Annotated in this window: 22 protein-coding genes and 2 pseudogenes; 11 read left to right on the top strand and 13 right to left on the bottom strand. The window is 69.9% G+C overall.

Annotation, left to right across the window (positions count from 1 at the left end; genetic code table 11):
- Position 1 precedes the first annotated feature (1 nt).
- The gene (locus tag ABCR83_RS02630) at positions 2-1,336 is read right to left on the bottom strand and encodes an aspartate aminotransferase family protein (protein ID WP_462692877.1); all 1,335 of its coding nucleotides are present in this window, start codon (positions 1,334-1,336) and stop codon (positions 2-4) included.
- Entirely contained in the window at positions 1,333-5,319 is a 3,987-nt protein-coding gene (locus tag ABCR83_RS02625; protein WP_462693073.1) for a Pls/PosA family non-ribosomal peptide synthetase, read from the bottom strand. The genes ABCR83_RS02630 and ABCR83_RS02625 overlap by 4 nt, the downstream gene beginning before the upstream one ends.
- Before the next feature lie 306 nt (positions 5,320-5,625).
- Here ABCR83_RS02625 and ABCR83_RS02620 point away from each other — a divergent pair, with 306 nt between their 5' ends.
- Complete coding sequence (locus ABCR83_RS02620) at positions 5,626-6,900, top strand: GNAT family N-acetyltransferase (RefSeq protein WP_462692875.1); 1,275 nt, start codon at positions 5,626-5,628, stop codon at positions 6,898-6,900.
- A 28-nt stretch (positions 6,901-6,928) separates the two neighbouring features.
- On the opposite strand, the pseudogene ABCR83_RS02615 reads toward ABCR83_RS02620, so the two are convergent.
- Positions 6,929-7,946, bottom strand: a pseudogene (locus ABCR83_RS02615) (YdcF family protein).
- Positions 7,947-8,016: 70 nt separating this feature from the next.
- Here ABCR83_RS02615 and ABCR83_RS02610 point away from each other — a divergent pair.
- Positions 8,017-8,871 (top strand): oxidoreductase, encoded by an 855-nt coding sequence (locus ABCR83_RS02610; protein WP_462692873.1) that lies wholly within the window; start codon positions 8,017-8,019, stop codon positions 8,869-8,871.
- 205 nt (positions 8,872-9,076) lie between these two features.
- Positions 9,077-9,463 carry a hypothetical protein gene (locus ABCR83_RS02605; RefSeq protein ID WP_462692871.1) on the top strand — a complete coding sequence of 129 codons (387 nt, stop codon included), beginning with the start codon at positions 9,077-9,079 and terminating at the stop codon, positions 9,461-9,463.
- 25 nt (positions 9,464-9,488) lie between these two features.
- Here ABCR83_RS02605 and ABCR83_RS02600 read toward each other — a convergent pair whose 3' ends face one another.
- Positions 9,489-10,367, bottom strand: coding sequence for a trypsin-like serine peptidase (locus tag ABCR83_RS02600; RefSeq protein WP_462692869.1), 879 nt, complete (start codon positions 10,365-10,367; stop codon positions 9,489-9,491).
- Positions 10,368-10,457: 90 nt separating this feature from the next.
- On the opposite strand from ABCR83_RS02600, the pseudogene ABCR83_RS02595 reads away from it, so the two are divergent.
- The 4 genes and pseudogenes from ABCR83_RS02595 to ABCR83_RS02580 form a co-directional block, all read left to right on the top strand.
- A pseudogene (locus ABCR83_RS02595) lies at positions 10,458-10,547 on the top strand (pyridoxamine 5'-phosphate oxidase family protein); the annotation flags it as partial.
- A 341-nt stretch (positions 10,548-10,888) separates the two neighbouring features.
- Positions 10,889-11,596 carry a transglycosylase SLT domain-containing protein gene (locus tag ABCR83_RS02590; protein WP_462692867.1) on the top strand — a complete coding sequence of 236 codons (708 nt, stop codon included), beginning with the start codon at positions 10,889-10,891 and terminating at the stop codon, positions 11,594-11,596.
- A gap of 133 nt (positions 11,597-11,729) precedes the next feature.
- Complete coding sequence (locus tag ABCR83_RS02585) at positions 11,730-12,230, top strand: hypothetical protein (protein WP_462692865.1); 501 nt, start codon at positions 11,730-11,732, stop codon at positions 12,228-12,230.
- Positions 12,231-12,303: 73 nt separating this feature from the next.
- Positions 12,304-13,002: a metal-dependent hydrolase gene (locus tag ABCR83_RS02580; RefSeq protein WP_462692863.1), complete on the top strand. Its 699-nt coding sequence runs from the start codon at positions 12,304-12,306 to the stop codon at positions 13,000-13,002.
- A gap of 10 nt (positions 13,003-13,012) precedes the next feature.
- On the opposite strand, the gene ABCR83_RS02575 is transcribed toward ABCR83_RS02580, so the two are convergent.
- Together ABCR83_RS02575 and ABCR83_RS02570 are read right to left on the bottom strand one after the other, a co-directional pair.
- A complete protein-coding gene (locus ABCR83_RS02575; RefSeq protein WP_462692861.1) occupies positions 13,013-13,438 on the bottom strand; it encodes a hypothetical protein in 426 nt (141 codons plus the stop codon).
- A gap of 201 nt (positions 13,439-13,639) precedes the next feature.
- Positions 13,640-15,316 carry an FtsX-like permease family protein gene (locus tag ABCR83_RS02570; RefSeq protein WP_462692859.1) on the bottom strand — a complete coding sequence of 559 codons (1,677 nt, stop codon included), beginning with the start codon at positions 15,314-15,316 and terminating at the stop codon, positions 13,640-13,642.
- A gap of 95 nt (positions 15,317-15,411) precedes the next feature.
- Here ABCR83_RS02570 and ABCR83_RS02565 point away from each other — a divergent pair, with 95 nt between their 5' ends.
- On the top strand, positions 15,412-16,083 hold the full coding sequence (locus tag ABCR83_RS02565) for a M15 family metallopeptidase (protein ID WP_462692857.1): 672 nt from the start codon (positions 15,412-15,414) through the stop codon (positions 16,081-16,083).
- Positions 16,084-16,175: 92 nt separating this feature from the next.
- Here ABCR83_RS02565 and metG read toward each other — a convergent pair whose 3' ends face one another.
- Positions 16,176-17,690 (bottom strand): methionine--tRNA ligase, encoded by a 1,515-nt coding sequence (metG, locus tag ABCR83_RS02560; protein ID WP_462692855.1) that lies wholly within the window; start codon positions 17,688-17,690, stop codon positions 16,176-16,178.
- Between the two features lie 255 nt (positions 17,691-17,945).
- On the opposite strand from metG, the gene ABCR83_RS02555 reads away from it, so the two are divergent.
- Both ABCR83_RS02555 and ABCR83_RS02550 read left to right on the top strand, forming a co-directional pair.
- Positions 17,946-18,452, top strand: a complete 507-nt coding sequence (locus ABCR83_RS02555) for a hypothetical protein (protein ID WP_462692853.1) — start codon at positions 17,946-17,948, stop codon at positions 18,450-18,452.
- Complete coding sequence (locus ABCR83_RS02550) at positions 18,449-19,333, top strand: hypothetical protein (RefSeq protein ID WP_462692852.1); 885 nt, start codon at positions 18,449-18,451, stop codon at positions 19,331-19,333. The genes ABCR83_RS02555 and ABCR83_RS02550 overlap by 4 nt, the downstream gene beginning before the upstream one ends.
- Positions 19,334-19,402: 69 nt before the next feature.
- Here the strand turns inward: ABCR83_RS02550 and ABCR83_RS02545 are convergent, their stop codons facing one another.
- Positions 19,403-20,062 (bottom strand): NADPH-dependent FMN reductase, encoded by a 660-nt coding sequence (locus tag ABCR83_RS02545; RefSeq protein ID WP_462692850.1) that lies wholly within the window; start codon positions 20,060-20,062, stop codon positions 19,403-19,405.
- On the opposite strand from ABCR83_RS02545, the gene ABCR83_RS02540 reads away from it, so the two are divergent.
- The gene (locus ABCR83_RS02540; RefSeq protein WP_462692848.1) at positions 20,061-20,207 is read left to right on the top strand and encodes a hypothetical protein; all 147 of its coding nucleotides are present in this window, start codon (positions 20,061-20,063) and stop codon (positions 20,205-20,207) included. The genes ABCR83_RS02545 and ABCR83_RS02540 overlap by 2 nt on opposite strands.
- A 25-nt stretch (positions 20,208-20,232) precedes the next feature.
- On the opposite strand, the gene ABCR83_RS02535 is transcribed toward ABCR83_RS02540, so the two are convergent.
- The 5 genes from ABCR83_RS02535 to ABCR83_RS02515 form a co-directional block, all read right to left on the bottom strand.
- Complete coding sequence (locus ABCR83_RS02535) at positions 20,233-21,285, bottom strand: chitinase (RefSeq protein WP_462692846.1); 1,053 nt, start codon at positions 21,283-21,285, stop codon at positions 20,233-20,235.
- A gap of 96 nt (positions 21,286-21,381) precedes the next feature.
- A complete protein-coding gene (locus tag ABCR83_RS02530; protein WP_462692844.1) occupies positions 21,382-22,173 on the bottom strand; it encodes an ABC transporter ATP-binding protein in 792 nt (263 codons plus the stop codon).
- Entirely contained in the window at positions 22,170-23,171 is a 1,002-nt protein-coding gene (locus ABCR83_RS02525) for a FecCD family ABC transporter permease (protein ID WP_462692842.1), read from the bottom strand. Before ABCR83_RS02525 ends, ABCR83_RS02530 begins: the two co-directional genes overlap by 4 nt.
- An 11-nt stretch (positions 23,172-23,182) precedes the next feature.
- Positions 23,183-24,211: an ABC transporter substrate-binding protein gene (locus tag ABCR83_RS02520; protein WP_462692840.1), complete on the bottom strand. Its 1,029-nt coding sequence runs from the start codon at positions 24,209-24,211 to the stop codon at positions 23,183-23,185.
- Positions 24,212-24,344: 133 nt separating this feature from the next.
- Positions 24,345-25,622: a M14 family zinc carboxypeptidase gene (locus ABCR83_RS02515; protein WP_462692838.1), complete on the bottom strand. Its 1,278-nt coding sequence runs from the start codon at positions 25,620-25,622 to the stop codon at positions 24,345-24,347.
- Positions 25,623-25,742: the final 120 nt, after the last annotated feature.

The raw sequence follows: 25,742 nt of genomic DNA, 5'->3' as shown, positions 1-25,742 counted from the left end.
GTCAGGGACCGCAGGCCTTGACGGCCGCCGTGAGGATCGCGCAGGCCTCGTCGACGACCTCCGCGGTGACGTTGAGCGGCGGCAGGATCCGTACGACGCGGTCGTCACGCCCGCCGAGTTCGACGATCAGCCCGTGCCGCAGCGCATGGGCCTGTATCGCGGCGGCGATCGTGGTCGCCGGCCGGCCGCCGTCGGGTTCCGCGATCTCGATTCCCCACATCAGGCCGCGGCCCCGCACCTCATGGACCCATGGGTGAACGCGCAACTCCGCGAGCCGGTCCGCGATCTGCTCGCCGCGCCGCCGGACGTTCTCCAGGATGTGATCGCGGCGGATGACGCGGATGGCCTCCGTTCCTGCGGCGAAGGCGAGTTGGTTGCCGCGGAAGGTGCCGATGTGGGCGCCGGGTGCCCAGGTGTCCAGTCGGGTGTCGTAGAGGATGAGGGCGACCGGGGTGCCGATGCCGCTGAGGGCTTTGGAGGCGACGATGACGTCCGGTTCGATGCCGTACTGTTCGAAGGCGTACCAGGTGCCGGTGCGTCCGCAGCCGGTCTGTACCTCGTCGACGACCAGGGGGATGCCCAGTTCGCGGGTGAGTGCACGGACGCGGCGCACGAAGTCGGTGCGCGCGGGCACCACCCCGCCCTCGCCCTGCACCAGCTCCAGCAGCACCGCAGCCGGCAGCGGGATGCCCCCGTAGCTGTCGTTCAGCGCCTGCTCCAGGTAGCCGGCACAGTCCATGGCGCAGCCGTTCGAGCAGTACGGGAAGAAGTGGACGCCGGGCATGGTGTCCCGTACCGCCTGTTTCGGGGCCACCAGTCCGCTGAGCGCCATGGCGGCGTGGGTGCTGCCGTGGAAGCCTCCCCGGAAGGAGACGACGTCCCCGCGGCCGGTCGCGGTCTTGCAGAGCTTGATGGCGGCCTCGATGGCGTTGGCTCCGGTCGGCCCGCAGAAGTGCACCTTGATGCGCTTGCGCAATTCCGGTTCCAGCATGGACAGTTGTGCCTCGGTGAAGGCGTCCTTGGCCGGGGTGGGGAAATCCAGCCCATGGGTGAGCAGGCCGAGCTGCCGGGTCACGCTCTCCACCAGCTCCGGGTGGTTGTGGCCCAGGGAGAGCACACCGGCGCCGGTGAGGAAGTCGATGAACACATTGCCGTCGGCATCCCGGACGAAGCTTCCCCGGCCTTCGTCCAGTGCGATGGGCAGATGACGGGGATAGGTGCGGGCATTGGACTCCCACCGCTCCTGCCGCGCGAGGAGTTCGGCGGAGCGAGGACCGGGCAGGTCGCCGTCGACCTGCGGGCCGCTCCACGGCCGGTGCTGGACGGGCGTGATCATATGGTGCCTCCATCGGGGTGTGCTGCCGGGCGGGGCCGGGCCGGGATGCCCTGCCAGCGGGTTCCGTCCGGCAGGGATTCGCCTTTCATGACCAGGGACAGGGCATCCAGTGCGGCCCCGGCTCCGACCCGTGCGTCATAGAGGACGACGGAACGGATGCCGACCGAACCGGCCGCCCCGATCGTCACTTTGGACATCTTCATCACCCGGTCCTCGAACAAATGGGTTTGCAGCGAGGTGAATTCGCCGATCGCCGCGTCGTCGCCCACCTCGACCAGGTCGAACTCGGTGAGATAGGTCGTGGCCAGCCAGACCCGCCGTCCGATGCGGGCACCGAACAGGCGCAGCACGGCGGCGGCCCAGGGGGTACCGGTGAGGAGGTTCATCAGGACGGGCACGACGAGGTTCTCGTACAGGCCGGTGATGAGCTCGGTGCGCCGTACCCAGATGCTCCACAGTGGCTCCACGCGCGGCCGGTAGCGGCCGATCACCAGCCACTTGAGCAGCACGGCGGCCAGGGTGCAGGCCAGTCCCGCCCCCAGCAGCAGGGCCGGGCCGAGCAGGAACGGCACCACCGGAGGGAAGGCCATGGCCAGGCGGGTGGCGGCATAGAGGGCGGCCAGCGCGCCCAGCGCGCCGATCGTCGCGGGCAGGGTGATCCGGAAGTACTCGATGGCCAGGCGGGCCGTGATCAGCCCGGGTCCGGGGTCATAGGTGAGCTTCGCGGGGAACTCCTGACTGGCCTCGCGGCGCGGCAGGAAGACCGCCGGTGAGCCCAGCCAGGTCGTCTCGGGGGCGATCTGCCGGGTCGGGGCGAGGGAGTGGACCCCGAGGAGGCTGCCCGCCCCCAGCCGGCCGGAGCCCGGTACCAGCGCGCCGTTGCCGACGAAGCTGCGGCGCCCCACCTCGGCCGGGGCCAGGGCGATCCGGCCCCGGTGGAAGACCGCCGGGCCCACCACGCTGACGTCCGCCACAAAACTCTGCTCGCCGATGACGAGCATGTCGGGGTCGACGAAGCTGACGGTCGCCACCTCGGACCAGCGGCCCGTGCGCGCACCCAGCCCGCGCAGGAACGGCACCAGATAGAGGGTGGAGTACAGCGCATGGGTCAGGGTCAGGCTCAGGGTCAGCATGCCGTCGCCGATCCACTTGCGGACCCCGAAAGCACTGCGCTCACGATGGATGCCGGCCCGGGCGGCGGGCAGTACGGTCCGCTTGACGAGGAGGACGAGAGCGCAGGTGGCCAGGACGGTCAGGGGCCCGGCGGCCGCCGTGAACGCACACGCCCAGGCGAAGCCGAACCGCCAGGCAGCATAGCCGACCAGCGTTGAGGCGCCGGTGACGACCAGCAGCGGCACCAGCAGCAACAGCAGTGCCCCCGCGGCGTATCCGGCCAGCAGCCGGGCGGGCCAGGGGCGGTCGTCGGCCCGGGCGGCCAGGTCGGTCAGGAGGGCGGGAGGGGTGTCCTGGCGGGTGGCCGGTGCGCCGGCCCAGTGTTCGCCCGCCGGTATGACCTGGTCCTCGGGCACCAGCGACTGCTCGCCGACCGAGGCGCGGTCGCCGAGCACGGCGCCGGGCAGCAGCACGCTGTTGGTGCCCACAAAGCCGTCCGCCCCGATCCGGACCGGTGCCAGCCGCAGCCAGCCGCCTTCGACCGCATACGGCTGGAGGCGGGCTCCGTAGCCGATGCTCGTCCCCGCGCCGATCTCCACCAGATACGGCGGGATGACGACCGTCGACAGATGGCAGCGCCGTCCGATGCGGGCACCGAGCAGGCGGAGGCAGGGCGGCAGCAGCGGTGAGCCGGCCAGCAGGGCGAGCGGGGACAGGGCGAGCATCTTGCCGTGCAGCCAGAACCGCAGGTAGGTCACGCCCCACAGCGGATAGCGGCCCGGCCGTACCCCGGCCATCAGCAGCCGGCCGCCGAGCAGCGGCAGCACCAGCAGGCTCACCACCAGCCAGGCGGCTTCCAACAGCGTGAACGCGGGGACCGGCAGGCGGATCAGCCGGTCCAGAACGCCGGTCGGCCCGGGGGCTCGCAGCGGAAGGTGCCAGGCCAGGCACAGCCGGTACACCAGGGCGACCGCCGCCAGGCCGGCCGGCAGCAACCACAGGTACAGTCCCGCGAGTTGGGCCACGCCGCAGGCGGTGACCCGCGTGGTCGAACGGCGTCCGGGCGCGGGCGGCCGCCCGGCGGGGGGTGCGGTGGGACCCGGCCCGGCGGTGCCCGTCTCGAGGTAGGCGGCCAGATCCCGGACGGTGGGGTGGGCGTAGAGATCCCCCATGGCCAGGCCCCGCATTCCGGGGTCCGCGCGCATCCGGGACATCAGCCGGGCGGCCGTCATGGAGTGACCGCCCAGGTCGCAGAAGAGATCGTCCTCGGTGGAGACCTCGCCGCCGAGAACCTCCTGCCACAGCGCGGCCAGCCGGTGTTCCCACGGCGTCCGGGGGAGGACCCGCGGTCGTGAGCCGCGGGCGAGGGGCGGTGAGGTGGGAGCGGGCAGTGCGGCGCGGTCCACCTTGTCGGCGGTCAGCAGCGGAAACCCGGGAAGGACCTCCACAAACGCGGGGATCATATAGCCGGGGAGCCTGCGCTGCAGCCGGGCGCGCAGCCGTTCGCGCAGTTCCTCGTCGGCCGTCGCCGACGGCCGGCCGCTCAGGGTGATGTAGGCGATCAAGTCCGGCGCGCCGCCGTCCGCCGCCAGCGGGTTGACGACCGCGTTCTCGACCGCGTCGTCCTCGCGCAGCACCGTTTCGATCTCCGCCAGTTCGATCCGGTAACCCCGGATCTTCACCTGGGAGTCGGCCCGGCCCAGATACTCGATCTCTCCCGTGGCGGTGAACCGGCCCTGGTCGCCCGTGCGGTAGATCCGCGGAGCGTCGGCACGGTCACGGGTCACCGGGTTGGGCACAAAACGTTCCGCCGTGAGGCCGGGGCGGTTGACATAGCCGAGGGCGACACCGGGGCCGCCGATGCAGATCTCGCCGCTCTCGCCCCGCGCCACCGCCCGCAGTTCGTCGTCCAGGATGTAGACGCGGTAGGTGGGCAGCGGAGTGCCGAGGGTGACCGGCCGGTGCGGGAGAAGCTCGCCGCAGGTGGCGGTGACCGTCGTCTCGGTGGGGCCGTAGGCGTTGAGGATGCGGCGGCCCGGGCGCGACCAGCGGCGCACCAGATCGGGAGGGCAGGCCTCGCCGCTGACCAGGAGGCTGCGCAGGGTGGGCACTTCGGCCTCGAGGGTCATCAGCAGGGTGGGAACGCAGCACAGCACCGTGATCCGGTGCTCGACGAGGAAGTCACCGAGCCCCTGTCCCGCGCGGCGGTCGTCGTCGGTGCCCGTGACCAGGGTCGCGCCCGCCATCCAGGTCGGCCAGATCTCCTCGACGGCGAAGTCGAAGGCGATCGACAGGCCCTGGTAGACCCGGTCCGTGCCGGTCACTTGATAGACCGGTGCGGCCACCCGCAGGAAGTTGACGATGCTCGCATGGGATATGGCGACCCCCTTGGGACGGCCGGTGGTGCCGGAGGTGTAGATGATGTAACACGCCGAGGACGGCTCGGCGTTGATCGCGGGTCTGCTGTCCGGATGACGGGCCAGGAGGCTCCCCGCCCGGTCGAGTTCCAGTACCGGGCAGGGGAGTTGCCGGGTCGGGCCGTGCAGGGACGAGGTGGTCACCAAGTCGCGCAGTCCGGCGTCCTCGGCGATGAGGGCCAGCCGGTCGGCCGGAAACGACGGATCGAGCGGGACGTAGACCCCACCCGCCTTGCTCACCGCGAGCAGCACCGCATAGGTGTCCAGGGACCGCTCGAGCAGGATTCCGACGGGGGAGCCCCGGGTCACGCCCCGGGCCCCGAGCAGATGCGCGAGCCGGTTGGCCCGGCGGTCGAGCTCCAGATAGCTGAGCTGCTGGGCCGCGCAGATCACGGCGGTTCTGTCCGGACTTCTATCGCATGTACGTTCGAAATATTCGGGCAGGGTCCGCACCTGCGGAGCCGTGTTCACGGGTGTCCGCGGCGATGTTTCCGAGTCCATTGCCGTCGGCCCTGCCATGACCTCTCCTGAGGCGGATCTGCGAGGTGGCTGCCCCGGTCTTCCTGGGGTACGCCGGGGAATCGGGTACTGCTCAGTAGCTGCGCCCCCGGAGACCCGGCTGTCTTCTGGCGCCTCTCCTTCCACGGTAAGTAACATGGGATCTCTTCGCATTCAGGCAAACGTCCGACATCGAGCGTGCGACCGCACCGCCCCGGATATTGCCTGCTCCGGACGAGAGAGTCGTTTAGCATCCGCTGAGTGAGCACACCCCATGCGAACGCATCCGCCGACCCCCGGCCCACCCGCCCCGCTCTGCGATTCCGCGAGGTCCCCAAGTCCCACCTCGACCGCGCCCTCGACCACTCCTACCTCGTCTTCCACGAATACGAGGACGAGGAGGACGCACGCGAGCGGGACCGCGCCTACCTCCGCCGCTGCGCCCGCATCGGCGCCTACGAGGAGAACCGGATCGTCGGCCTCTGCGCCGCCCTTCCCCTGCAACTCTCCATCCCCGGCGGACAACTGCCCTGCGCGGGCCTGACCTTCGTCTCCGTCGCCCCGACCCACCGCCGCCGCGGCGTGCTCTCCGGGATGCTCGAGGAACAGTGGCGGCGCTGTGCCGCGGCGGGACAGCCCATCGCCGCCCTATGGGCCTCCGAGGCCGCGATCTACGGCCGTTTCGGCTTCGGCGCCGGAACCCATCTCTCCACCGTCGAGATCGACTCCGAGCGCCCGCTCGGCCTGCGCATCACCCCGGACCCCGGCCCACTGCGCCTCCTGGACCCCGCCGAAGCACCCGCCCGCCTCGGCCCGTTCTACGAAGCACGGCGCGCGGACCGTGCCGGGCGCCTGGCCCGCGACGGCTACTGGTGGCGCGAGCAGATCCTGCCCGACGAGGACGAGGACGACGACGAGCTCAGCCCGCCGCGCATCGTCGTGCTGGGCGGCGACACCCCCGACGGCTATGCGATCTACCGCACTCGTGGCGGCGACGACGACGAACGCACCCCGGGTCTCGTACAGGTCTATGAGCTGGAGGCCGCCACACCCGCCGGCGCCGCGGCCCTGTGGAGCTATCTCGCCTCCATCGACCTCACCGGCAAGGTGCGTGCCTGGGGCCGCCCGGCCGACGACATCCTGCCGCTGGTGGCCCAGGACCACGACCAAGTGCGCGTCACCCAGACCTTTCCGGCGCTCTGGCTGCGCCTGGTCGATGTACGGGCCGCCCTCACCGCCCGCTCCTGGGCCGCGTCCGCCGACCTCGTCCTCGATGTCCGTGACCCCGTGATTCCCGCCAATCAGGGCAGGTTCAGACTGACGGCCGGTCCGGCCGGGAGCTCGTACCAGCCGACCACCGACCCGGCCGACCTCGCCCTGGAGGTACGCGACCTGGCCGCCTGCTATCTGGGCGGCACCCGGCTGGGCGACCTGGTCCGCGCCGGGCTGGTCACCGAGCACACGCCGGAAGCAGCCCGGATGCTCGATGCCGCGCTGCACACCGAGTATCTGCCGTTCACCAACGACGAGTTCTGACCGCGCGCCACCGGCCACGGCCGCGGGCTCAGCGGGACCACCAGACCAGCACCCCGGGAAGAGCGAGCAGACCGCAGATCGTGAAGTTGACGAGCTTGTGGCCGAGGAAGACGGCCGCAAACTCACGGATGGTCGCGCTCGGCCAGAAGTACGCGGCCGTCGGGGAGCCCACGACCTGGCCGTTGACCCCGGTCTTGCGGGCCATCAGGGCGGCCCGGAAGGCATGGAAGTTATTGGTGACGATCACGCAGGAATAGCCGGGCCCGGCCGCCGACATGATCGCCTTGCTGTACTCGAGGTTCTCCTCGGTGGTGCGGGACCTGTCCTCACACTGGATGTGCGCGGCGGGAAAGCCGCGCTCGATGAGGTAGTCGGCCATGGCACGGGATTCGGGGAGCCTCTCGTCCGGCCCCTGCCCGCCGGAGGTGAGGAGGACGGGCGGGTTGCCGCGCGCCGCCTGCGCCTCGTACACCTTGCGCCCGCGCTCCAGCCGGCTGGCGAGCAGCGGCGGCACCCGGGTCCCGCCGATCAGCCCGGAACCGAGCACCACCACGAAGTCGACATCGCGGCGCGGCCGCATCCGGCCGTAAGCCGTCCCCGGCATATCCGATGAAGCAGGAGAAGAGGAACGACACATAGCCGGCGATCAGCAGGGTGGTACCGGCCACGGTCAGCAGAGTGCGGGAGTGCGCAACGGCGGCCACCAGCAGCAGGCCCATGACGCCGAAGATGGCCAAGCCGACGAGGAAGGAGAGCAGGTTCGCCGGGCTGCGCCCCTCCTTGCGGATCATCTTCACGCCGTTGGCCAGCAGGAAGACCGGCAGGACGAGGGCGCCGAGGAAGGGGACCAGAAGGATCCCGGCCAGCAGCCACGCCAGGGCGTGATGACCGCGGTCGCCGATGGTGTCGGCCACCCGCAGCAGTGCGAACAGCAGGCATACGCAGGCGAGTCCGAGGTAGATGGCGTTGCTGAAGCGCCGGCGGTCACGCAGCACGCCGATGCCGAAGAGAAGGAGGAACAGGGCCGCGGGGGCGTAGACGATCACGCCCGCATGGTACGCAATCGTGTGACATGTATGGCCGGGCAGCCGGACACACTGTGCCATACTGCGCCGCATGACGTCATATGTCTTCGAACTGGGTGGCACAACTCCCGTCCCACGCCTGGGATTCGGCGCGATGCAGTTGCCGGGCCGCTGGAACGGCGCCGCCACGGACCGTGACACGGCGGTGGCCGTCGCCCGCCACGCCGTTGAACTCGGCGCCCGCCACATCGACACGGCTGCCTTCTACTTCTCCGGCGCCCGCCGTGCCAACGACATCCTCCGCGAGGCCCTCCATCCCTACCCCGCGGACCTCACCATCGCCACCAAGGTCGGCCCGATCCGCAATCCGGCCGGCGAGCTGACCGGCGATGCCACGCCCGGTCAGCTGCGCCCGGCCGTGGAGCAGAACCTGAGTGAACTCGGCGTCGACATACTCGACTTGGTGTACCTACGGGTGGGCCGCCTCAGCAGGAGAGGCGCCGACCCGATCGGCGACCGTTTCGCCGCCCTCGCCGAGTTGCGTGACCAAGGGCTGATCCGGCACCTCGGAGTCAGCAATGTGACGCGCGCTCAACTCGCCGAGGCCCGTGCCATCGCGCCGGTCGCCGCCGTGCAGAACCGCTTCGGTGTGCTCGACCAGGAGGATGCGGCGCTGGTCGACGAATGCGCCGACGCGGGCATCGCCTATATGCCCTTCTTCGCCCTCGGCGGCGGTCACACCGCCCTTGCCGGTGAGAACCTGCGGAGGGTCGCGGACCGGCATGGTGCGACGGTGTTCCAAGTGGCCATTGCCTGGGGCCTGGCACGCTCCTCCTCGATTGTCCAGATCCCCGGCACCGCCTCGCTCGCCCATCTCATGGAGAACATGGCGGCGGCCCGTCTTGTGCTGGACGACGCCGACATGGCCTTGCTCGGCCGACGTTAGCCGGGCCGCGCCTTCGCCGTGCACATGGTGTGCCTCTCCGCCCCCTGAGCCACATAGCACCCACGGTGCGGCGGTACTCGGACAACCGGGCACCGCCGCCCTTTCGGTGGAACCGGGTGCCGAAACGCAGGCGGAACTCACCGGAGTCGGCAGGATCGCCCCTCGAGAGCGATGACTTGGAGAGACGGGGTCCATGGTGAACGGTGTGGGTACAAGGGCGAGTTGGCTCGTCCGGGTGTGGGTGCTCGCGGCGAGCATGGGTGCGCTGGTGATCGCCGGGGCGCCGCCGGCCTCCGCCGGAGCGGCCGGATGCAATGACCGGACCTGCATCAAGGTCGAGGGTCGCGGTCTTCATGTCGACTCGGTGTCCGCATCGACCACCTGGGGTGGCGATTTCACCGGCCACTTCCATATCTACGGTGGCGGCCTGAACGCCAACAGCCCAACCGGATACTGGGGCTACCACCAGAAGTACACGGTACGCGTGGGACGCGACCTCCCCAACCGCTCGGTGGTATGCGCCGAGGGCTGGGAACACCTCAACGGCCGTTTCCAACTGCGCGGCCGCGCCTGCGAAGAGATCCGGTTCTGAGCCTCCGGCGAGCCGGCCTCAGCGGTCAACCCCCGTGACCGGTGGCTTGTTCATAGAGCTTATGGATGTCCTCGTCGAAGTACGGGCTGTAGGAGACGTCGTCGGTGTCACCGCCCCGCTGATAGCCGCCGATGACACCGATGATGTCGCCGTTGTGGCCCGCCGGGTCGAGGCGGGTGAGCCATGGGCTGCCGCTCGTTCCGCCGCTGTAGCCGGTGCAGGAGATGCGCATCTGGTGGGCGTTCTGCTGCGTGGTCCGATTTCCGCAGGTGATGGGCTCGTTGCCGCCATCCGGATAGCCGGTGATTCTGACGATGTGGCTGAAGCCCTGATTGGTGCCCAGCCGGTTGGTGCCGAGGACGTCGGCGATGTGCTTGCCGTTCAATGGCTTGAGCACGATGAACGCGACGTCGAGGTCCGGATCCCCGGAGTCGGTCCAGCGAGGGTCGACGACGATGTCGGCGGGCTGCCAGATCCCGTCGGGCGTCCGGCCGTCGCGGTAGGCGGGGACGAAGACGATGTCGCTGTGGTAGTTCCCGCCGCCTCCGCCGTGCACACAGTGTGCGGCAGTGATCAGCAGCGACTTGCCGGGACTGGCCACGACGCTGGCGGTGCAGAAGTGGTCCCCCGAGGTGTCGTGGGCGAATAGCGCGCCGACCCGGGAGTTGGCGAGCGTGGGCCGCGCGGTCCGGGAGACGCCGGGATGGTGACCGAGTGCCTTTGCGCGGGCAAGGCGGACGCTCGACCAGGGGCTCGCCCCGGTGGAACTCTCCGGACGCGGCCCAGCGGCATGGTCGGAGGAACAGCCGACGAGCGGGAGGAGGGTGAGCAGCAAGACGGAGGCGAGGTGGTTGGGTGAGCATCGCCGCCGTGCGGAAGCCGGCAGGCCGGTCGTCTCGGACATGTGTGATCCCTTGATGGGGATGCTCGCGGAATCGAAACGCTACACGCGATTCGCCGGGCAAACCTTGGAGCTTGACCACGTGTCAGATACTTGAACGGTTTCATTGGGCGGCAGTGCGTCTTCTGTGTGGCGACTGCTCCGCTTGCCGCAGACGGCCACGTCAATGTCTCCCCCAAGGGGACCCTGGTTACGCCCGTCGTCGTCATGGCAGGCTTCTGCGCGCCATGTGTTCATTTATGCGCGGTGGGTGATGTTTGGGGGTGCCTGGTGTGGGGCTGCTCATGAGATGCGGGTCACTTACGAGGCCGGCTAGTGGGCGCACAAAGGAGCAAATCGGACATTTCTGGGGTTGGGGGGACCCCCGTCCCACGAACCGGGGTAGTAGGTCACACCCTTTGTCAGGGCGTTCCCGGGCCGCTAACAATGGCCGGGTCGCAGGGCGCCGTCGATCGAGACGCGGCGCTTTCTTCGCGCCAATGACGGCCACTGCGGCTCACGCGAACGGAAGGTCCAGCTCACCCATGCGCTCCACCCACTCCGGCTATACCCGTCTGGCCAAGGTCCACAAGTTCTCCGCCGCCGGCATCGCCGCGGCCGGTGCCGCCACCCTGGCGTTCGCCCTGGCCGGCAACGCCGCCGCGGCCCAGCCCGCCACCGTCAAGCCCGTCGCCTGGAACACCAAGACCTTCGCCACCGGCGACCCGCAGAGCGGGCCGGACCGGATGACGGACGCCGCCGCCCAGGCCAAGGCCGACGCCCAGGCCAAGAAGAAGGCCGACACCGGCACCGCCGCCGAGGCCGCCGGCAAGGAGCGGGCCGCGAAGCAGACCGCCAGCCGGTCCGAGGCCCGCAAGCCCCTGCAGAAGACCGCCCCCGCCGCCCCGGCCGCCCCCGCGCCCAAGGCGTACGCGGACAATCTGGACGGCTGGATCGGCCAGGCACTGGACATCATGAGCGCCAAGGGCATCCCCGGCTCGTACGAGGGCCTCAAGCGCAACATCATGCGGGAGTCCACCGGCAACCCGCAGGCGATCAACGACTGGGACGTCAACGCCCAGGCGGGCATCCCGTCCAAGGGCCTGCTGCAGATCATCGACCCGACCTTCAAGGCCTACCACGTGGACGGCACCTCCTGGGACATCTACGACCCGGTCGCCAACATCGTCGCCTCCTGCAACTACGCCGCCAAGACCTACGGCTCCATGGACAACGTCAACTCCGCCTACTGACCCGACCAACACACCAAGGCGGCGGTGCTCGGACAACCGAGCACCGCCGCCTTGTTCGTTGGGACCGAGGCTTTATTCAACTCACCTCCAGAACAGCTCTGTTGGAGGTCGCCCATGGTGGGAAAGTCGGATGATGACGAGCTACCAGCACTCGCCCCATCCGCACATCGCCTCGAGGAACGCCCAGGGGCCTGTGAAGGTCAGGGATCAGCTGCCGCAGGGCAACGCGGTCATCCGGTTCAACACCAAGGTCGCCATCCTTGTCACCCGGGCGGTCGGCAGCATGTGGTGCGCCTACGCGTTCGCGCTCTTCGACCTGATCAGCCTCCCGGACGCGATCCATGGCGGCGCGGCGTCGATCGTCTCCTGGGTGGCGCAGACCTTCCTGCAGCTGGTGCTGCTGTCGGTCATCATGGTCGGCCAGAATGTGCAGGCCGCCGCGTCCGACAGGCGCTCGGAGGCCACATTCAACGATACGAGCGCGACGTTGTCCGAGGTGACGCAGGTGCAACGGCATCTCGCCGCGCAGGACGTGCTGTTGAGCCGGATCGCCGAGAAGATCGGGTTGGAGACAGTGTCGGCCGTCGAGCCACCGTCCGTGGGTGAAGCCGCTCGAGAGAACCGGGCCGATTGAACTGGTGGTAGCGTCTTCCCGGTTTGAGGGCGCGTCACGGTGATGGCGCCGAGCGGGGGAGAACGAACACGCGATGATGGGTCACTCACATGCGGTGAGCGGTGCGCTGCTATTCGCGGGCACCGCACCATACCTGCCGCCGTTGGTGATGCATGCGCATCTGACGCCGCAGGAAATCCTGATGGGTACGGTGCTCTGCGCCGGTGCCGCGCTATTGCCCGACCTGGACCACCATGACGGCACCATAGCCAACTTCCTCGGACCCGTGTCGAAAGTGCTGTGCCGTTTTGTGGCCTGGATCTCCGGTGGTCACCGTCATGCCACGCACTCGCTGTTCTTTGTGGCACTCATGTCGCTCGGCAGCTGGGCGGGAGTGACCTTCCTGGGGCGGCCGTTCACCCTGGGCATGACCTTTTTCCTTCTGGCGCTGGCCGTGCGGGCGCTCAATATCTGCCCGCCCGGCCATGGCTTCCATGCCTGGGGCACCATTGTGGCGATGGCCGGTATCGGCACGGCGGTGATCGCCAAGTTCATTCCCTCGGCCCCGGGCTGGCTGCCCTACTCCATAGGACTGGGCTGTGTGGCCCACCTGTTGGGTGATTCCATCACCAAGCGGGGAGCGCCCTGGTTGTGGCCGCTGAAGACCCGCTATGAAATTGTGGTCATCAAGCACAGCGGCAATAAACTGGAGACGGAGATACTCACTCCGATCATGGGTGTCGCGACCGTTGCGCTGCTCTGGTTCACGGCGCTGTCACCACATTCCGCTTAGGAGCCGGGAGTTACTTCAGGGCGCGCCGCAGGCCGACGAGCTCGATTTCGGCGAAGACCGCGACCGCCAGCGCTCCCATGACCATGAAGGCGACCCCCAGGCCGGTGAGCGGTATGACGCCGGTGAAAGTGAGCAGGAGCATCGCCGCGCAGGACAGTGCGTTGCCCACCACCACGGTCGCGGCCAGGCGCGGTGGGATCTGCGGATATCCGGCGATCAGGGCGAGGGCGGCGCCCCCGCCGAGCATCGCTGTGCCAAAGGGAATGGACCATGTGCTCGGCAGGCCGAGCGGGCCGCTGAGCCACCGGTTTCCGACGAGCATGAAGATGCCGAAGACGGTCGTGGCCCAGCTGTCGATGCGCAGACCGGTACGCAGCAGAAGTGGTGTGGCGCCGTCGGCCGCCGGGCGCCGGGTGGTCATGGTCACACTGCTCATAGCGGTCTCCTTGATCGGTGCGCCGGACCCCGACCGGAGCCGGCCTGAGGAGACGGTGCCATCGGGCGGGCATGGACTCAATGACCTGTGAGGTCATGGCCCGCGATGAGGTCGAGGTCGCCGTCGGAGACCAGTTACATGACGGACGTGGCCTTGGCGCAGATCACGGACGCGGCCGGGGTCCGACCGCTCCGTCATGACTCACTCGCGCCCTGCCGGATGCCGGCTCCGGAGCAGTGGCTTCAGGGGCAGCAGACAGCCGGCCGCACCCGTCACCACCACGACGGCCACGATCAACCCGGCCTGGACGGGCGGGAGATAGGGCGGCACTCCGGCCAGACCGAAGCTCAGGGCGGGCAGGGGCACGAGCGCGGCGGCCGTGCCGACCACCAGTCCGGTGAGGATCACCGCCGCCGCCTCGATGCGCAGCCGACCGAGCATGATCAGCGTGAGGGTGCTCAGTACGGCGATGACGGTGAAGCCTCCGATCACGCCCACCGCGACCGTCGAGATGACCTCGCCGGTCCCGCGGTCCTCGGACCGCAGGTGCTCCCCTTCGGGGTGGGTCTCGACCGTTGCGCCGGGCGCGGTGGTCGCGAGCCGCTCGCGGACGGCCGTCGTCACCCGGGCGGGGTCGGCCCCGGGTTCCAGGGCGACGAGGGCCCGCGAGTACAGCGGAGCCCCCATGTGCGGCCCCAGTTCCTGGGGGGCGAAGAGGAAGTCGCCGAGGGCCAGGGAGCGTTCGTACACCGCGACGACCTTCAGCGGCACCTGGGCCCCGTCGCCGTAACGGATCTTGACTGTCGAGCCGACCTTCAGATGCCGGGAACGCGCCCGGTCCTCGCCGACGGCGACCGTGCCCCTGCCCAGCTTCCCCAGGTCGCCCTCGGCCAGGCCCGGATCGATGGTACGGGGCAGCGAACCGGGGTCGAGCGCCATGACCGGCAGGCGGGTCAGCCTCGGGTCACCGGCCTCCTTGTACGCCAGCACGACCGTGCTGTGCAGCACGCCGGAGGCGGTGGCGATGCCCGGCACCCCGCGCACCCCGCGCACCGCGCGCACCGCCTCGTCCGGGAGGCCGGAACCCGGGCCGGTCACCGCGAGATCCGCGCGCATCGCCCGCGCGCCCTGCTTCGCGCCCTGTCGTTCGAGTGTCGCGCCTGCCGACAACTGCACGCCGGCGAACGCCACGACCAGCACGATGGGGGTGATCGCGGCCCCCAGGCGGCGGGTGTTGGCCCGGGCGGCCGCGGCGGCCAGATGTCCGGCGGCACCGCCCAGCCGGCTCGCGGGTGCGCCCAGTACCCGTATGGCGCCCTTCGCGATCCACGGGCCGAGCAGCGCGCAGCCGATCACCAGAGTCATGGCGGAGGTGCTCGCCGCCATCGCGGCCAGCTCCCCGGCCTGGAGCAGCGCCGTACCACCCGCGACGACACCGACGAGCAGCAGCACGATTCCGGTGACCGTCCGGCCGTTGCCCGGCTGCTCCGGCTCCGTCCCGGCGTCACTGACCGCCTGGGCCGGGCGGACCCGGGCGATGCCACGGCAGGCCAGCGCGCCGGAGAGCCAGGCCACCAGCACCGTCAGGCCCACGGTGAGCAGCGGCGCGGTGAACATCCACCAGGGCGCCGGCAGGTCCAGGCCGATCGGGACGGCTCTCCTGGACCGCAACAGGTGGGACAGCAGGAAGTACACCGGGACCGAGCCGACCGTGCCCAGGGCCGCCGCCACGGCCGCCACGGCCCGTATCTCCCGGCTCACCGCGGCCCGCAGCTGCCGGGGGGAGGCACCCACCGCGCGCAACAGCGCCAGTTCCGGGGCCCGTTGGTGAACGGCCTGCGCGACGGTGGTGGAGACCACCAGCACCGCGATCATCACGACCAGGGCGCAGACGGTGCCCAGCAGCGCCAGCAGGTTCGTCCTGAACCGATCGGTTCGTCTGAGGGCACCCGGATCTGAGGCATGATCGCGTCATGAATGAGATCACCTTGATGTCCGATCCCAAGGTTGCTGCCATGCCGGTGCGCGAATGCGGCGAGCGGTTTGTGAATATGCGCCGGGACAGCCCGTTGTTGGTCGATGAGCGGCAGCGGGATGCCGCGGACGCTTTTGTGTTCTTGCGGGAGGGGGTGCTCGACCGGCTGGTCAAGGCACAGGCAACGCTTCCGCGCGGCATGCGATTGCTGTTTGTCGAGGGGTACCGGCCGCTGGCCTTGCAACGGGAATACTTCGACGAGTACGCCGTCGAATTGCGTGCCCGGCATCCGGAGTGGAGCGATGAGCGGATACGCTCGGCGGCGAGCCGCTATGTTTCCCCGCCCGAGATCGCACCGCACAGTGCCGGTGGGGCCGTTGACCTGACGCTGGCCGATGCCGAGGGCCGTGAACTGGACCTGGGCACCCGTATGAATGCGAGTCCGGAGGAGAGCGCGGGGGCCTGCTACACACAGGCGGACAACATCAGTGATGAGGCCCGCGCCCACCGGGGCATTCTGGGGAGCGCACTGAGCGCCGTCGGCCTGGTGAACTACCCCACCGAGTGGTGGCATTGGTCCTTCGGAGACCGTTACTGGGCCCTGACCACGGGGGCACCGGCAGCACTCTACGGCCCGAAGGACCTTGGGCGGGAGGCGGGATCACTGTGACCCGCAGAGCTCATTGTCCTCCGGGCCGGTGAGCGTGGCCCAGGTGTACGGCCCCTGTTGACCATGGTGCACAAACGTCGCTCCCCGGCCGGTCAGCCGCCGATCCGTGGGAACAGCGGCTGTGCCGCGGGGAGGACGCCCTTGACCGTGGTGCACTGCTCCGCGATCCGGGCGGCGGCTCCGGGCAGGAACGGGGTCAAGAGGTCGGCGAGCCGACGGCAGGACCGGAGAAGGGCCGCAAGGGTTTCGTCCAGTTGCTCCCCTGCGGCTCGGCTCCCGTCGCGCTCGGCCTTGGTCAGTTCCCAGGGCCTGGTGGTTTCGATACAGCGGTTGGCCTCCTCGACGATCGTCCACACGGCGGCCGCGGCACGGCGGAAGTCGAAGTCGGCCAGAGCGGTTTCGATCCGCCCGGGGGCATCGCGGCAGGCTTCGGCCAACCGCGCGGTGCCGGCCGTGCTGGGAAGGGAGACGGGGACATGACCACCGCGGTAGCGGTGGATCATGGTGATGACCCGGTTGACCAGGTTGCCCAGGCCGCCCGAGAGGTCGGCGTTGGCGCGTGCGATGAGCCGGTCCACGGTGAAGTCCGCGTCTCCGACCCGGGGAACGTCGCGCAGCAGCCACCAGCGCACGGCGTCCGCGCCGAAGTCGGCAACCAGTTCCGTCGGATCGACGGCCGTGCCACTGGACTTGCTGATCTTTTGGCCGTCGACGGTCAGGTAGTCGTGGATCAGGATGTCGGTGGGCAGCGGGAGCCCCGCCGACAGCAGCATCGCGGGCCAGTAGACGGCATGGAAGCGCAGTACGCCCTTGCCGGCCAGGTGCACGCGCTTCTCGCTCCGCGCCCACCAGTGCTCGTATGCGGCATCGGAGGTGCCGTAGCCGAGGCTGCTGACGTAATTGCCGAGCGCGTCCCACCAGACGTAGACGACCTGGCCGAGGTCGTCCGGGACCGGGATGCCCCAGCCACGGGCCCGGCTGTGGGACCGCGAGACGGAAAAGTCGTGCAGGCCGCCTGCGATCAAGCCCAGGACCTCGTTGCGGCGGGAAGCCGGTTCGATCCTCAGCCGGTTGTCGGAGATCAGCTCATACAGCCTGTCGGCATAGCGGGACAACCGGAAGAACCAGTTCTCCTCGGCCACCAGTCTGGGCTCGGTGCCATGCTCGGCACAGCGGCCGTCCGGCAGCTCGTCGGGAGTGTAGAACTGCTCGCAGCCAACGCAGTAGAGCCCTTCATAGTGCTTGCGGTACAGATCGCCCGAAGCCGCGCACTGCCGCCACAGCCGCTCCACACCGGCCCGGTGACGGGGGTCGCTGCTGGTGCGGATGAAGTCGTCGAAGGACAGTGCCAGCGGTTGGCGCAACTCGGCGAATGCCGCCGCGTTGCGGTCGACCAGCTCCTGGACGTCGATGCCCGCCGCCTCCGCGGCCAGGACGTTCTTGAGGGAGTTGTCGTCCGTGCCGCTGAGGAAACGGACCAGGTCGCCCGCCTGACGGCGATGACGCGCAAGGACGTCTGCCTGGACCAGCTCCAGGGCGAACCCCAGATGCGGCCGGGCGTTGACATAGGGAATCGTCGTGGTGAGGTAGTAGCGGGGATGTGTCATCGGAACCTCCTCCAACGAGGCGGGGCTCCGATCTGCACATGCAACGAGGCCCCGTCTCGGGGCCTCGGAATCGTCACGCGTCCGTCTCAGCAGCCCCGTTGACGGGGCATCATCCGGAACGTCGGTGTGATCATTCCTCGATGCTAACAGCGTTCGGCGGATTGTGGCAGCCGATATCGGGTGCGCTGCCATGGCTTGACCCTATGATTCAGATCTTGAATGATTCTTGTTCTGGATTAAATGGAGAGGGTGGAGATGATGGCCGACCGAGTCCCGGGCCTGCGGGCGGCACTGCCCGCGCTGGCGATCGCCGCGAGTGGCGCCTTCGCGGGCGGCGGACTGCTGACCCAGACGGTGATTGCGCCATCGTGGCGGCGGATGGCTCCGACGGAGGTGCCGGAGTGGTTCAGGACCTCGGGGGCGGCGCTGGGCGGGACGCTGTTCCCGGTCGAGATCGCGGCCGCGGCGCTGCTCGGCGGGGTGGTCTGGCCGGCCTGCCGGAACCGCTGGCCGGGGCGCCTCGCCTGGGGGCTGGCCTGCGGATGCATGGCCGTCACGGTGCTGATGTTCCCGCTCTACTTCGCGGGCGCGAACCGGACCCTGCTGGACCCCGGGCTCGATCCGCATGAGGTCGGGGGTGCGGTGGATGGCTGGTACAGGTGGAATTGGGTGCGTACGGGGCTGGCGCTGGCCGCGGTGACCCTGGCCATGGTGGGAGAGGCGACGAGGCGCCGCACCCATTCACTTAGGGTCTCCCCGTGACACAAATGGACCCGTACCTGCCGATCCTTACCACCGAACAGGCCGACCGGCTGCGCTCGTTGGCCCTGGAGCGTCTCAGCCGCCATGGGGTGTACGCCACCCTCCGGGGCAATGTCCTGTGGACCGACGACCGAAGGATGCCCCTGGACAACCTTGCCCACCTCTGCCGGTCGGCCTCCTACGAGCGGTGGCCCCAGCTGGTCGACGCGCACTTCTCCGCCCTGGATCATGCCGATCGCGGCTCCGGCGCCCCCGCTCAGCTGCTGCGCGGTGTGTACCTGCGGCTCATACCCGACGACTATCTGCCGCCCGAGGCGGCGGACGGATTCCGGTATCTGCGCCCGGTGGCCGAGGGACTGCTGGAGGCCATGGCGCTGGACACCCCGGATTCCGTTCGGCTCCTGGACGACCAGGACGTGGCGCGGGCCGGCCTGGAGACCCTGCGCTCCGCCGCGCGCACCAACCTGGTGAACGAGCCGGCCGAGCACGAGGCGGTGCGCGGCCCCGATGGCACGGTCATCCACATCGTCAGCGGTGCGTCGATGTTCGTCGCCAGCAAGGCCCTGGTGCTGGCCGAGCTGATGTGGATGACGCTTGGTCAGGAGCCCCCGGAAGAAGGCGTGTTGGTCACCGTCCCGAGCCGGCATCAGCTGGCGTTCCATCCGATCACGGACGGCGGGGTGGTCAACGCCGTCAACGACCTGGCGGCATTCGGCCTGGGGGCCTATCAGGACAACCCCGGCCCGGTCTCGCCCCGGCTGTACTGGTGGCAACACGGCAGGCTGACCTCATTGACCACCATCGACCATGACAGCCGGAGGTTCAGCATCGCGCCCCCCGAGGAGCTGCTGACGATCATGAAGCGGCTGAAGGGTTCATAGCCCGGGGTGCGGCGGGGCGCCCCGGCACGGACCGGGCACCCCGCCGCGGTGGCCTACAACGTGAGCGCTTCAGTCCTGGGCACGCTGAGTGACGGGGGCGTCCGTGCGGTCGCCGAGGAATTCGTACCAGCGGCGCCGCAGACAGACATAGCGGGTGTCCGCCTCCACCAAATGGAGGAACGAGGTGATCGTCTCCTGCAGACGGCCCTGAAGTCCGGCATCGCGCAGCTCACCGTCGTCCGTGAACCCCTCGTGCGCCTTGGCGAGGCTGAACATGTCCGGGTAGACCCGCGTGCCCAGGTGCTCCAGCGGGATGCGCAGCGTCCACAGTCCGCGGTTGCCGCCGGCCATGGCCGGGGACGCGGAGACCAGCAGGGCGTGCTTGTCCTTGAACGGCTGGGGCCGGACCCGGGAGACCCAGTCGATGGCGTTCTTCAGCGTCCCCGACACCGAGGCGTTGTATTCCGGCGCCGAGATGACGAAGGCATCGCAGGCCTGCACACGCTCACACAAGGCGATCGCCCCGGCGGGCAGCCCCTCGGCGCTCTCCACGTCGCCGTCATAGACCGGCATACCGAACTCGCGCATGCCGGCCTCGTCGATGGCGGCGCCCGTGCCCCGGGCCAGCCGTGCCACCAGCGAGGCCAGCCGTGCATTGAGCGAACCGGCACGCAGCGAGCCCCCGAAGACGAGAACCCGCACCGGTGTGCGCTCGACATCATCGGTCATGACACGGCACCTTCCGGCAGTGGGGCGGGACCCGCCGCATGACTACTCCGCCCATGGCGTGCTTCCGCGTCCCATCCTGACGGCATGGCGCGCGGTGGGCGACCCGGCGGCCGTTCTGCCGCCCGCCCGGGTGGCCGGGTCGTGACCGGGCCTGCCGATGACGTGGGTGGTCACCGTCCCTGCGCGGCCCTGGCATTGTCGGCGAACGTCCATCCCCGCGAACCGTCCCAGTTGACCGACCAGGTCATCAGCCCCTTCAGGCCGTTGTGGTAGGTGTTCCAGGCCTGGGTCACCAGGTCCGGCGGCAGATAGCCGCCCCCGGCACCCGGTTGCGCCGGCAGCCCCGGCACCTGCCGGTCATAGGGGACCCTGATCGTGGTGCCCTGGACGACCAGCCCATGGTCCAGGCAGTCCGTCTGCGCCGTGAACCCCTCGACGGTCCCGGCGGAGTACGCGTCGCCGGAGCACCCGTACATGTTGCCGTTGTAGTACTGCATGTTCAGCCACCAGAGCCGGCCGTTGTCGGCGTACTTCTTCACCACGGGCAGGTAGGCACCCCAGATCGAGCCGTAGGTCACGCTGCCCCCGGTGACATAGGCCGTCTCGGGTGCCATCGTCAGCCCGAAGTCCGGTGGCATCTGGGCGAGTATGCCGTCGATGATGCGCATGAGGTTGGCTTGTGAGGCCGACGGCTGGTTGATGTCGCCGCTGCCGGTGAGGCCGGTCTCGATGTCGATGTCGATGCCGTCGAAGTTGTAGGCCTTCAGGATGGGCACCACCGTCTCGACGAACCGGTCGGCGACGGTGCTGGAGCCGAGATCGATGCCGGCCGCCGCACCGCCGATGGACAACAGGATCGTGAGACCGGCCTCCTTGGCCCGGCACATCTCGGCCGGGGTGGCCACCTTCACCGTCGCGTCCATTCCGTCCTCCCACCGGGCGGTGCCGTCCGGGCCGATGACCGGGAATGCCGCATTGACCACGTTGTAGCCGTGCTCACGGATACGGGTGTCGGTGATCGGGACCCAACCGAACGGCGGATGGACGCCGTTGGCCGCCCCGTCCCAGTTCTCCCAGTACCCCTGAAGCACTTTGCCGGAAGGTCTTGGCCTGACCGCGCAGGTGTCGTCCCGCGGCGTGCCCGGAGCCGCGGCGACCAGCAGCTGCACCACCACGGCCACCACCAAGCCGATCCCGAGCAGGCGTCTTGTCCGAGCCCTCATGCTTGCCCCCTTCATTCCGTTGGCGGGGCGCCCTGCAGGGATACATAGGCTGGTCTAGACCTGCCGTCAAGGGGGGTTGCCCGGAGGAAATGGCCGTCAGCCGGATACCGGGGCCGGGTCGAGGGGGTCGGCCGCGTAGGTGATGCGGATGACACCGTCGGCGTGGCGGTGGGCGGTTGCCGCCACGCCGAAGACCTCGCGCAGCAACCCGGGGGTCAGGACGTCCAGAACGGGGCCCGAGGTGACCACCGCGCCCTCCTGGAGGACGACGAGGTGGTCACAGAGACGGGCTGCGAGATCGAGGTCGTGGAGAACGGCGAGGGTGGTGATACCGCTGGAGCGGACGAGGCTGAGGAGCTCGAAACGGGCGCGGATGTCAAGGTGGTTGGTGATCTCGTCAAGAACCAGGAGCTGGGGGTGCTGGGCGAGGGCCCGGGCGAGAAGCACGCGCTGGCGTTCGCCGCCGGACAGCGAGGCGAAGTTCCGGTCGGCCAGGGAGCGCGCACCGCAGGCGTCGAGAGCCTCCTCGACGGCCCTGTGGTCCTCGGCCCCGTCACGGCCGAGGAGCCCATGGTGGGGGGTGCGGCCCAGGGCCACGATCTCGGTGACGCACAGTCCGCCCTGGCCGCCGCCCGGTTCCTGGAGGACGGCGGCGGTGCGACGGGCCGCGGCGCGCGGGGACAGGCCCCAGACGTCGTCCCCGCCGACGCTCACAACCCCCCGTTCCGGGCGCAGCGAGCGGTAGACGGCGCGCAACAGGGTCGACTTGCCACTGCCGTTGGGGCCGATCAGGCCGGTGATGCTGCCGGGCCGGACCTCCAGGGCCACATCGCGCAGGACGGGCCGCCGGGCAAGGGCGATGTGCAGCTGGTCGACGGTGAGTCTCATGCGGTGTCCAGGCTCTTGTTGCGGCGGAGCAGCCAGAGGAAGAAGGGCGCGCCGAACAGGGCGGTGAGGATGCCGATCGGCAGCTCGTCGGGGCTGTTGACGGTGCGTGAGAGCAGGTCGACGACCACCAGGTAGAGGGCGCCGGCCAGGGCGGCCCGCGGCAGCAGCCGCCGGTGGTCGGCGCCGGTGGTGAGGCGCACCAGGTGCGGGACCATCAGACCGACGAACCCGATCCCCCCGGCGACGGCTATGACGGTGCCGGTGAGCAGCGAGGCCAGCAGGAGCAGCACCGCCCGCAGCCGGTTGACATCGACGCCCAGGGCGGTGGCGGTCTCGTCCCCGGCGAGCAGTGCGTTGAGCCGTCGGCCGAAGAAGGCCAGGGCGACCGTGGTGGTGAGGACGACCGCGGCGACAACGGGCAGTTGGCCCCACTGGGCACCCGCGACGCTGCCCAGCATCCAGAACATCACGGCGCGCAACTCGGTGGGTGTGGCGCGCAGTTGTACATAGCTGGTCGCCGCGAGCAGGAGGTAGCCGATGGCGACCCCGGACAGCACCAGCCGGGTGGGGGCCAGCCGCCCGGCCCGCTGTCCCAGCAGGAAGACCAGGACCATCGCGCCGATGGCACCCAGAAACGCCGCCGAGGAGACCCCGAGCCCGCCGAGGGCGCCGCCGGTGAGGGTGATGGCGAGCGCGGCACCGAGCGAGGCACCGGAGGAGGTGCCCAGGACATAGGGGTCGGCCAGCGGATTGGCCACCACCGCCTGCAGTACCACCCCGGACACCGCCAGACCTGTGCCGGCGAGTGCGGCCAGCACCACGCGCGGCACCCGGAAGTCCCACACGATCCGGTCCATGGCAGGGTCACCGCTCGCGCCGTCGCCCGTCAGATGGTGCCAGATGATCCGCCCGACATCGCCGGGCGGCACATCGACCGCGCCGATCCCGATCGCCGCCACCATGACGAGCAGGAGCGCGACCAGCAGCACGACCGGCATCAGCGTCCGGCTCAGCCGCCGGTGAACGCCTCGGGGTGCAGCATCCTGGCGACCCGGTCCACGGCCACGTCGTTGCCGGGGCCGAGGTAGACCGAGTCGGACAGGACGGTGAAGCGGCGGTTCTTCGCGGCCGGCCACTGGGGGAACTCCTTGAACAACTTGCCGGCGTAGGCCGCCGGATCGGGGTCGTGATAGGCGATGACCACCAGGGCGTCCACCGGTTCGGCGGCGACCTTTTCCTTGCTGAGATTGGCGAACGGGGTCTTGGCGGCAGCAGCGAAGGCATTGCGGCCACCGGCCTTGGCGAGGATGTCGTTGAAGATGCCGTTGGCCGCGATATAGCTGAAGTCGTCGCCGGTGTTGGAGAAGGCCACCATGACTCTCGGTGCCGGTTTGCCCCGCACCCTGGCACTGGTGGCGTCGATCGCCTTCCGCGAGGCGGCGATGATCTTCTCGGCGCGGTCGCCGACCTGGAAGATCTTCCCCAGATCGCGCAGCAGGGAGTAGCTGTCGGCGATGGTCGCGTGGGAGGTGTCCTGGTCGCAACCCTGCGGGGAGACGTAGGCGTTGGCGCCCACCGCCGCGAGGTCCTCGCGGGTCGCCACGCCGTTCTTCGCTTCAAAACCGTAGGACGTGGCAGACAGGACGAGGTCGGGGCGCAGCCCCAGCATTGCCTCGCGGGGAATGTCGGAGGCGTCATTGAGCTTGATGTTCCCGGTCGGCAGCGCCTCGATGGCCTTCGCCCGGCCCTCGGTCTCCGACCTCCCGTAGGACTGCACATTGGCGACGATGCGGTCACCGAGCCCGAGGGCCAGCAGGGAGGAGACCTCGGCGACGGAGGCGCCGTTCATGATGACCACCCGGCTCGGCGCCCGGGTGTAGGTGGTGCGCTGCCCGCAGTTGTCGAGGGTCACCGGATATCCGGGAGCGTTCGCCTTCCCCGGTGGTGCCGCGCCCGGCGAGGACGAGGACCCGCACCCCGCAGCAGCCAGACACAGCACTGCGGTCAGGGCCGCGGCGGCGGACCGTTTCGTCAACATGCGGGCTCCTTGGGCCGGAACGGACGTCGCTTCGGTAGTCGGAGCGAGGTCCGCCCGGGTTCCCGCAGGTGCCGGACTTCTTTTGCGAAGGCGGCAGCCACATCGGCGACCCGGCCCCATAGGGCCGGGCCGCTCATGGGGTGAGGGTCAGGCGCACGATGCCGAGCATCGTGCGGACATGCAGTTCCGCCTGGTCGCGAACCGGTACCCGGCGAGGTGCGAAGGAAACCTCGAGCTCCCGGCACCACGAACGCAGCAGGGTGTCCAGCGCGTTGGCGGCGCGCCCGTCGTCCGACGGGTCCAGGGCACGCCGGGCCATCGCCGCCGCGCGCAGCGGGATGCGCCGGGCCGCGATGCCCAGGGATGCGCAGTTGCCCGCGGACGTTCCCACCGTGGCGGCGCCCGCACCCCGCGGGCCGAGCGCACGCCAGGTGTCCACCACCGCGGGGCAGACGTCCAGCAATTCCCGGGCGGCCGCGGCCGGCGGGGGAACGTCCCCTCCCCGGCCGGCGGGCAGCAGTCCGCCCAACGCGCTCTCCACCTGCTCCGCGCGGTCCAGGAGCAGGGCGCTCGCCGATGTCACCCGCTGCTCGGGGTCGGGCACGGGCCGCGGGTCGCTCACGCCGTCGACGGCCCACATCGGCGCTTCGACGACGACGGACACGGTGCCGTACCGCATGGCGTACATCCAGGTGGCCTGGGCCGAGAACCCGGCCGGGTCCCGTTCACCGGTTCCGCTGCCCTCCGGCAGGACCAGCACCCCGGGGGAGTCCGCGGTCCAGTCGACGCCGTCATAGGGCCGGAACTCCAACGGCACGTCCAGCGCGGCCGCCGCCTCCCGGAATGCGGCCGGGGCGCCCGGGACGGCATCGGTGAACTGAATGAAGGCCCCGCCGATTTCATGACCGTGCAGGGAGAACTGGAGCACCGGCCGTAACTCGCCGAGGAGTTGGACCAGGGCCCGGGACTCCGGCATGAGGGGGCCCGGGCAGCTCGCCCGGGGGAGGAACTCGGGCTGGCTCGTCGAGGCGGGCCGGTAGAACCCCCGGTAGTGCCGGGTCAGTGAAGAAGGATCGGTCAGCCACTGCTCGTTGTACCGCATCCCGTCGGGGTCGAGACACAGCAGGAGGTGCCACCCGGCGTCCCACTCCGCGAGGACCCCGCTCTCGATGAGCAGGTCCGCCAGGCGCAGACAGGAGGCGCCGCCGACCGGCTCGTTGGCGTGCGCCCCGGCGACGGTGAGGATCTGGCGGGTCCCGTGTCCGAGCGACAGCAGCCACAGCGGCCGGCCGGCACGTGAGGTGCCCACCGGTCGCAGGCGCACAAGACCGGGCCGCCGGGCCGCCGGCTCCCGCGCGCGGCACGTCAGTTGTTCGACGGTGGGATAACCGGGCGTTGCCGGACCGGACATGCTCCCCACGTTCCACGGCTCGGGCGGAGGCGGATGGGCCGGCACGCGGCCGGAGCGCTGCCCGGCCCCGGCTCCGCGTTTTCGGTGATTTCGGTGATGCGGACGGGATTTCACCACCCC

The organism is Streptomyces xingningensis (genome assembly GCF_054957865.1).
Note: the sequence above shows the minus strand (reverse complement) of the source record. Positions and strands in the feature narration are given on the sequence as shown.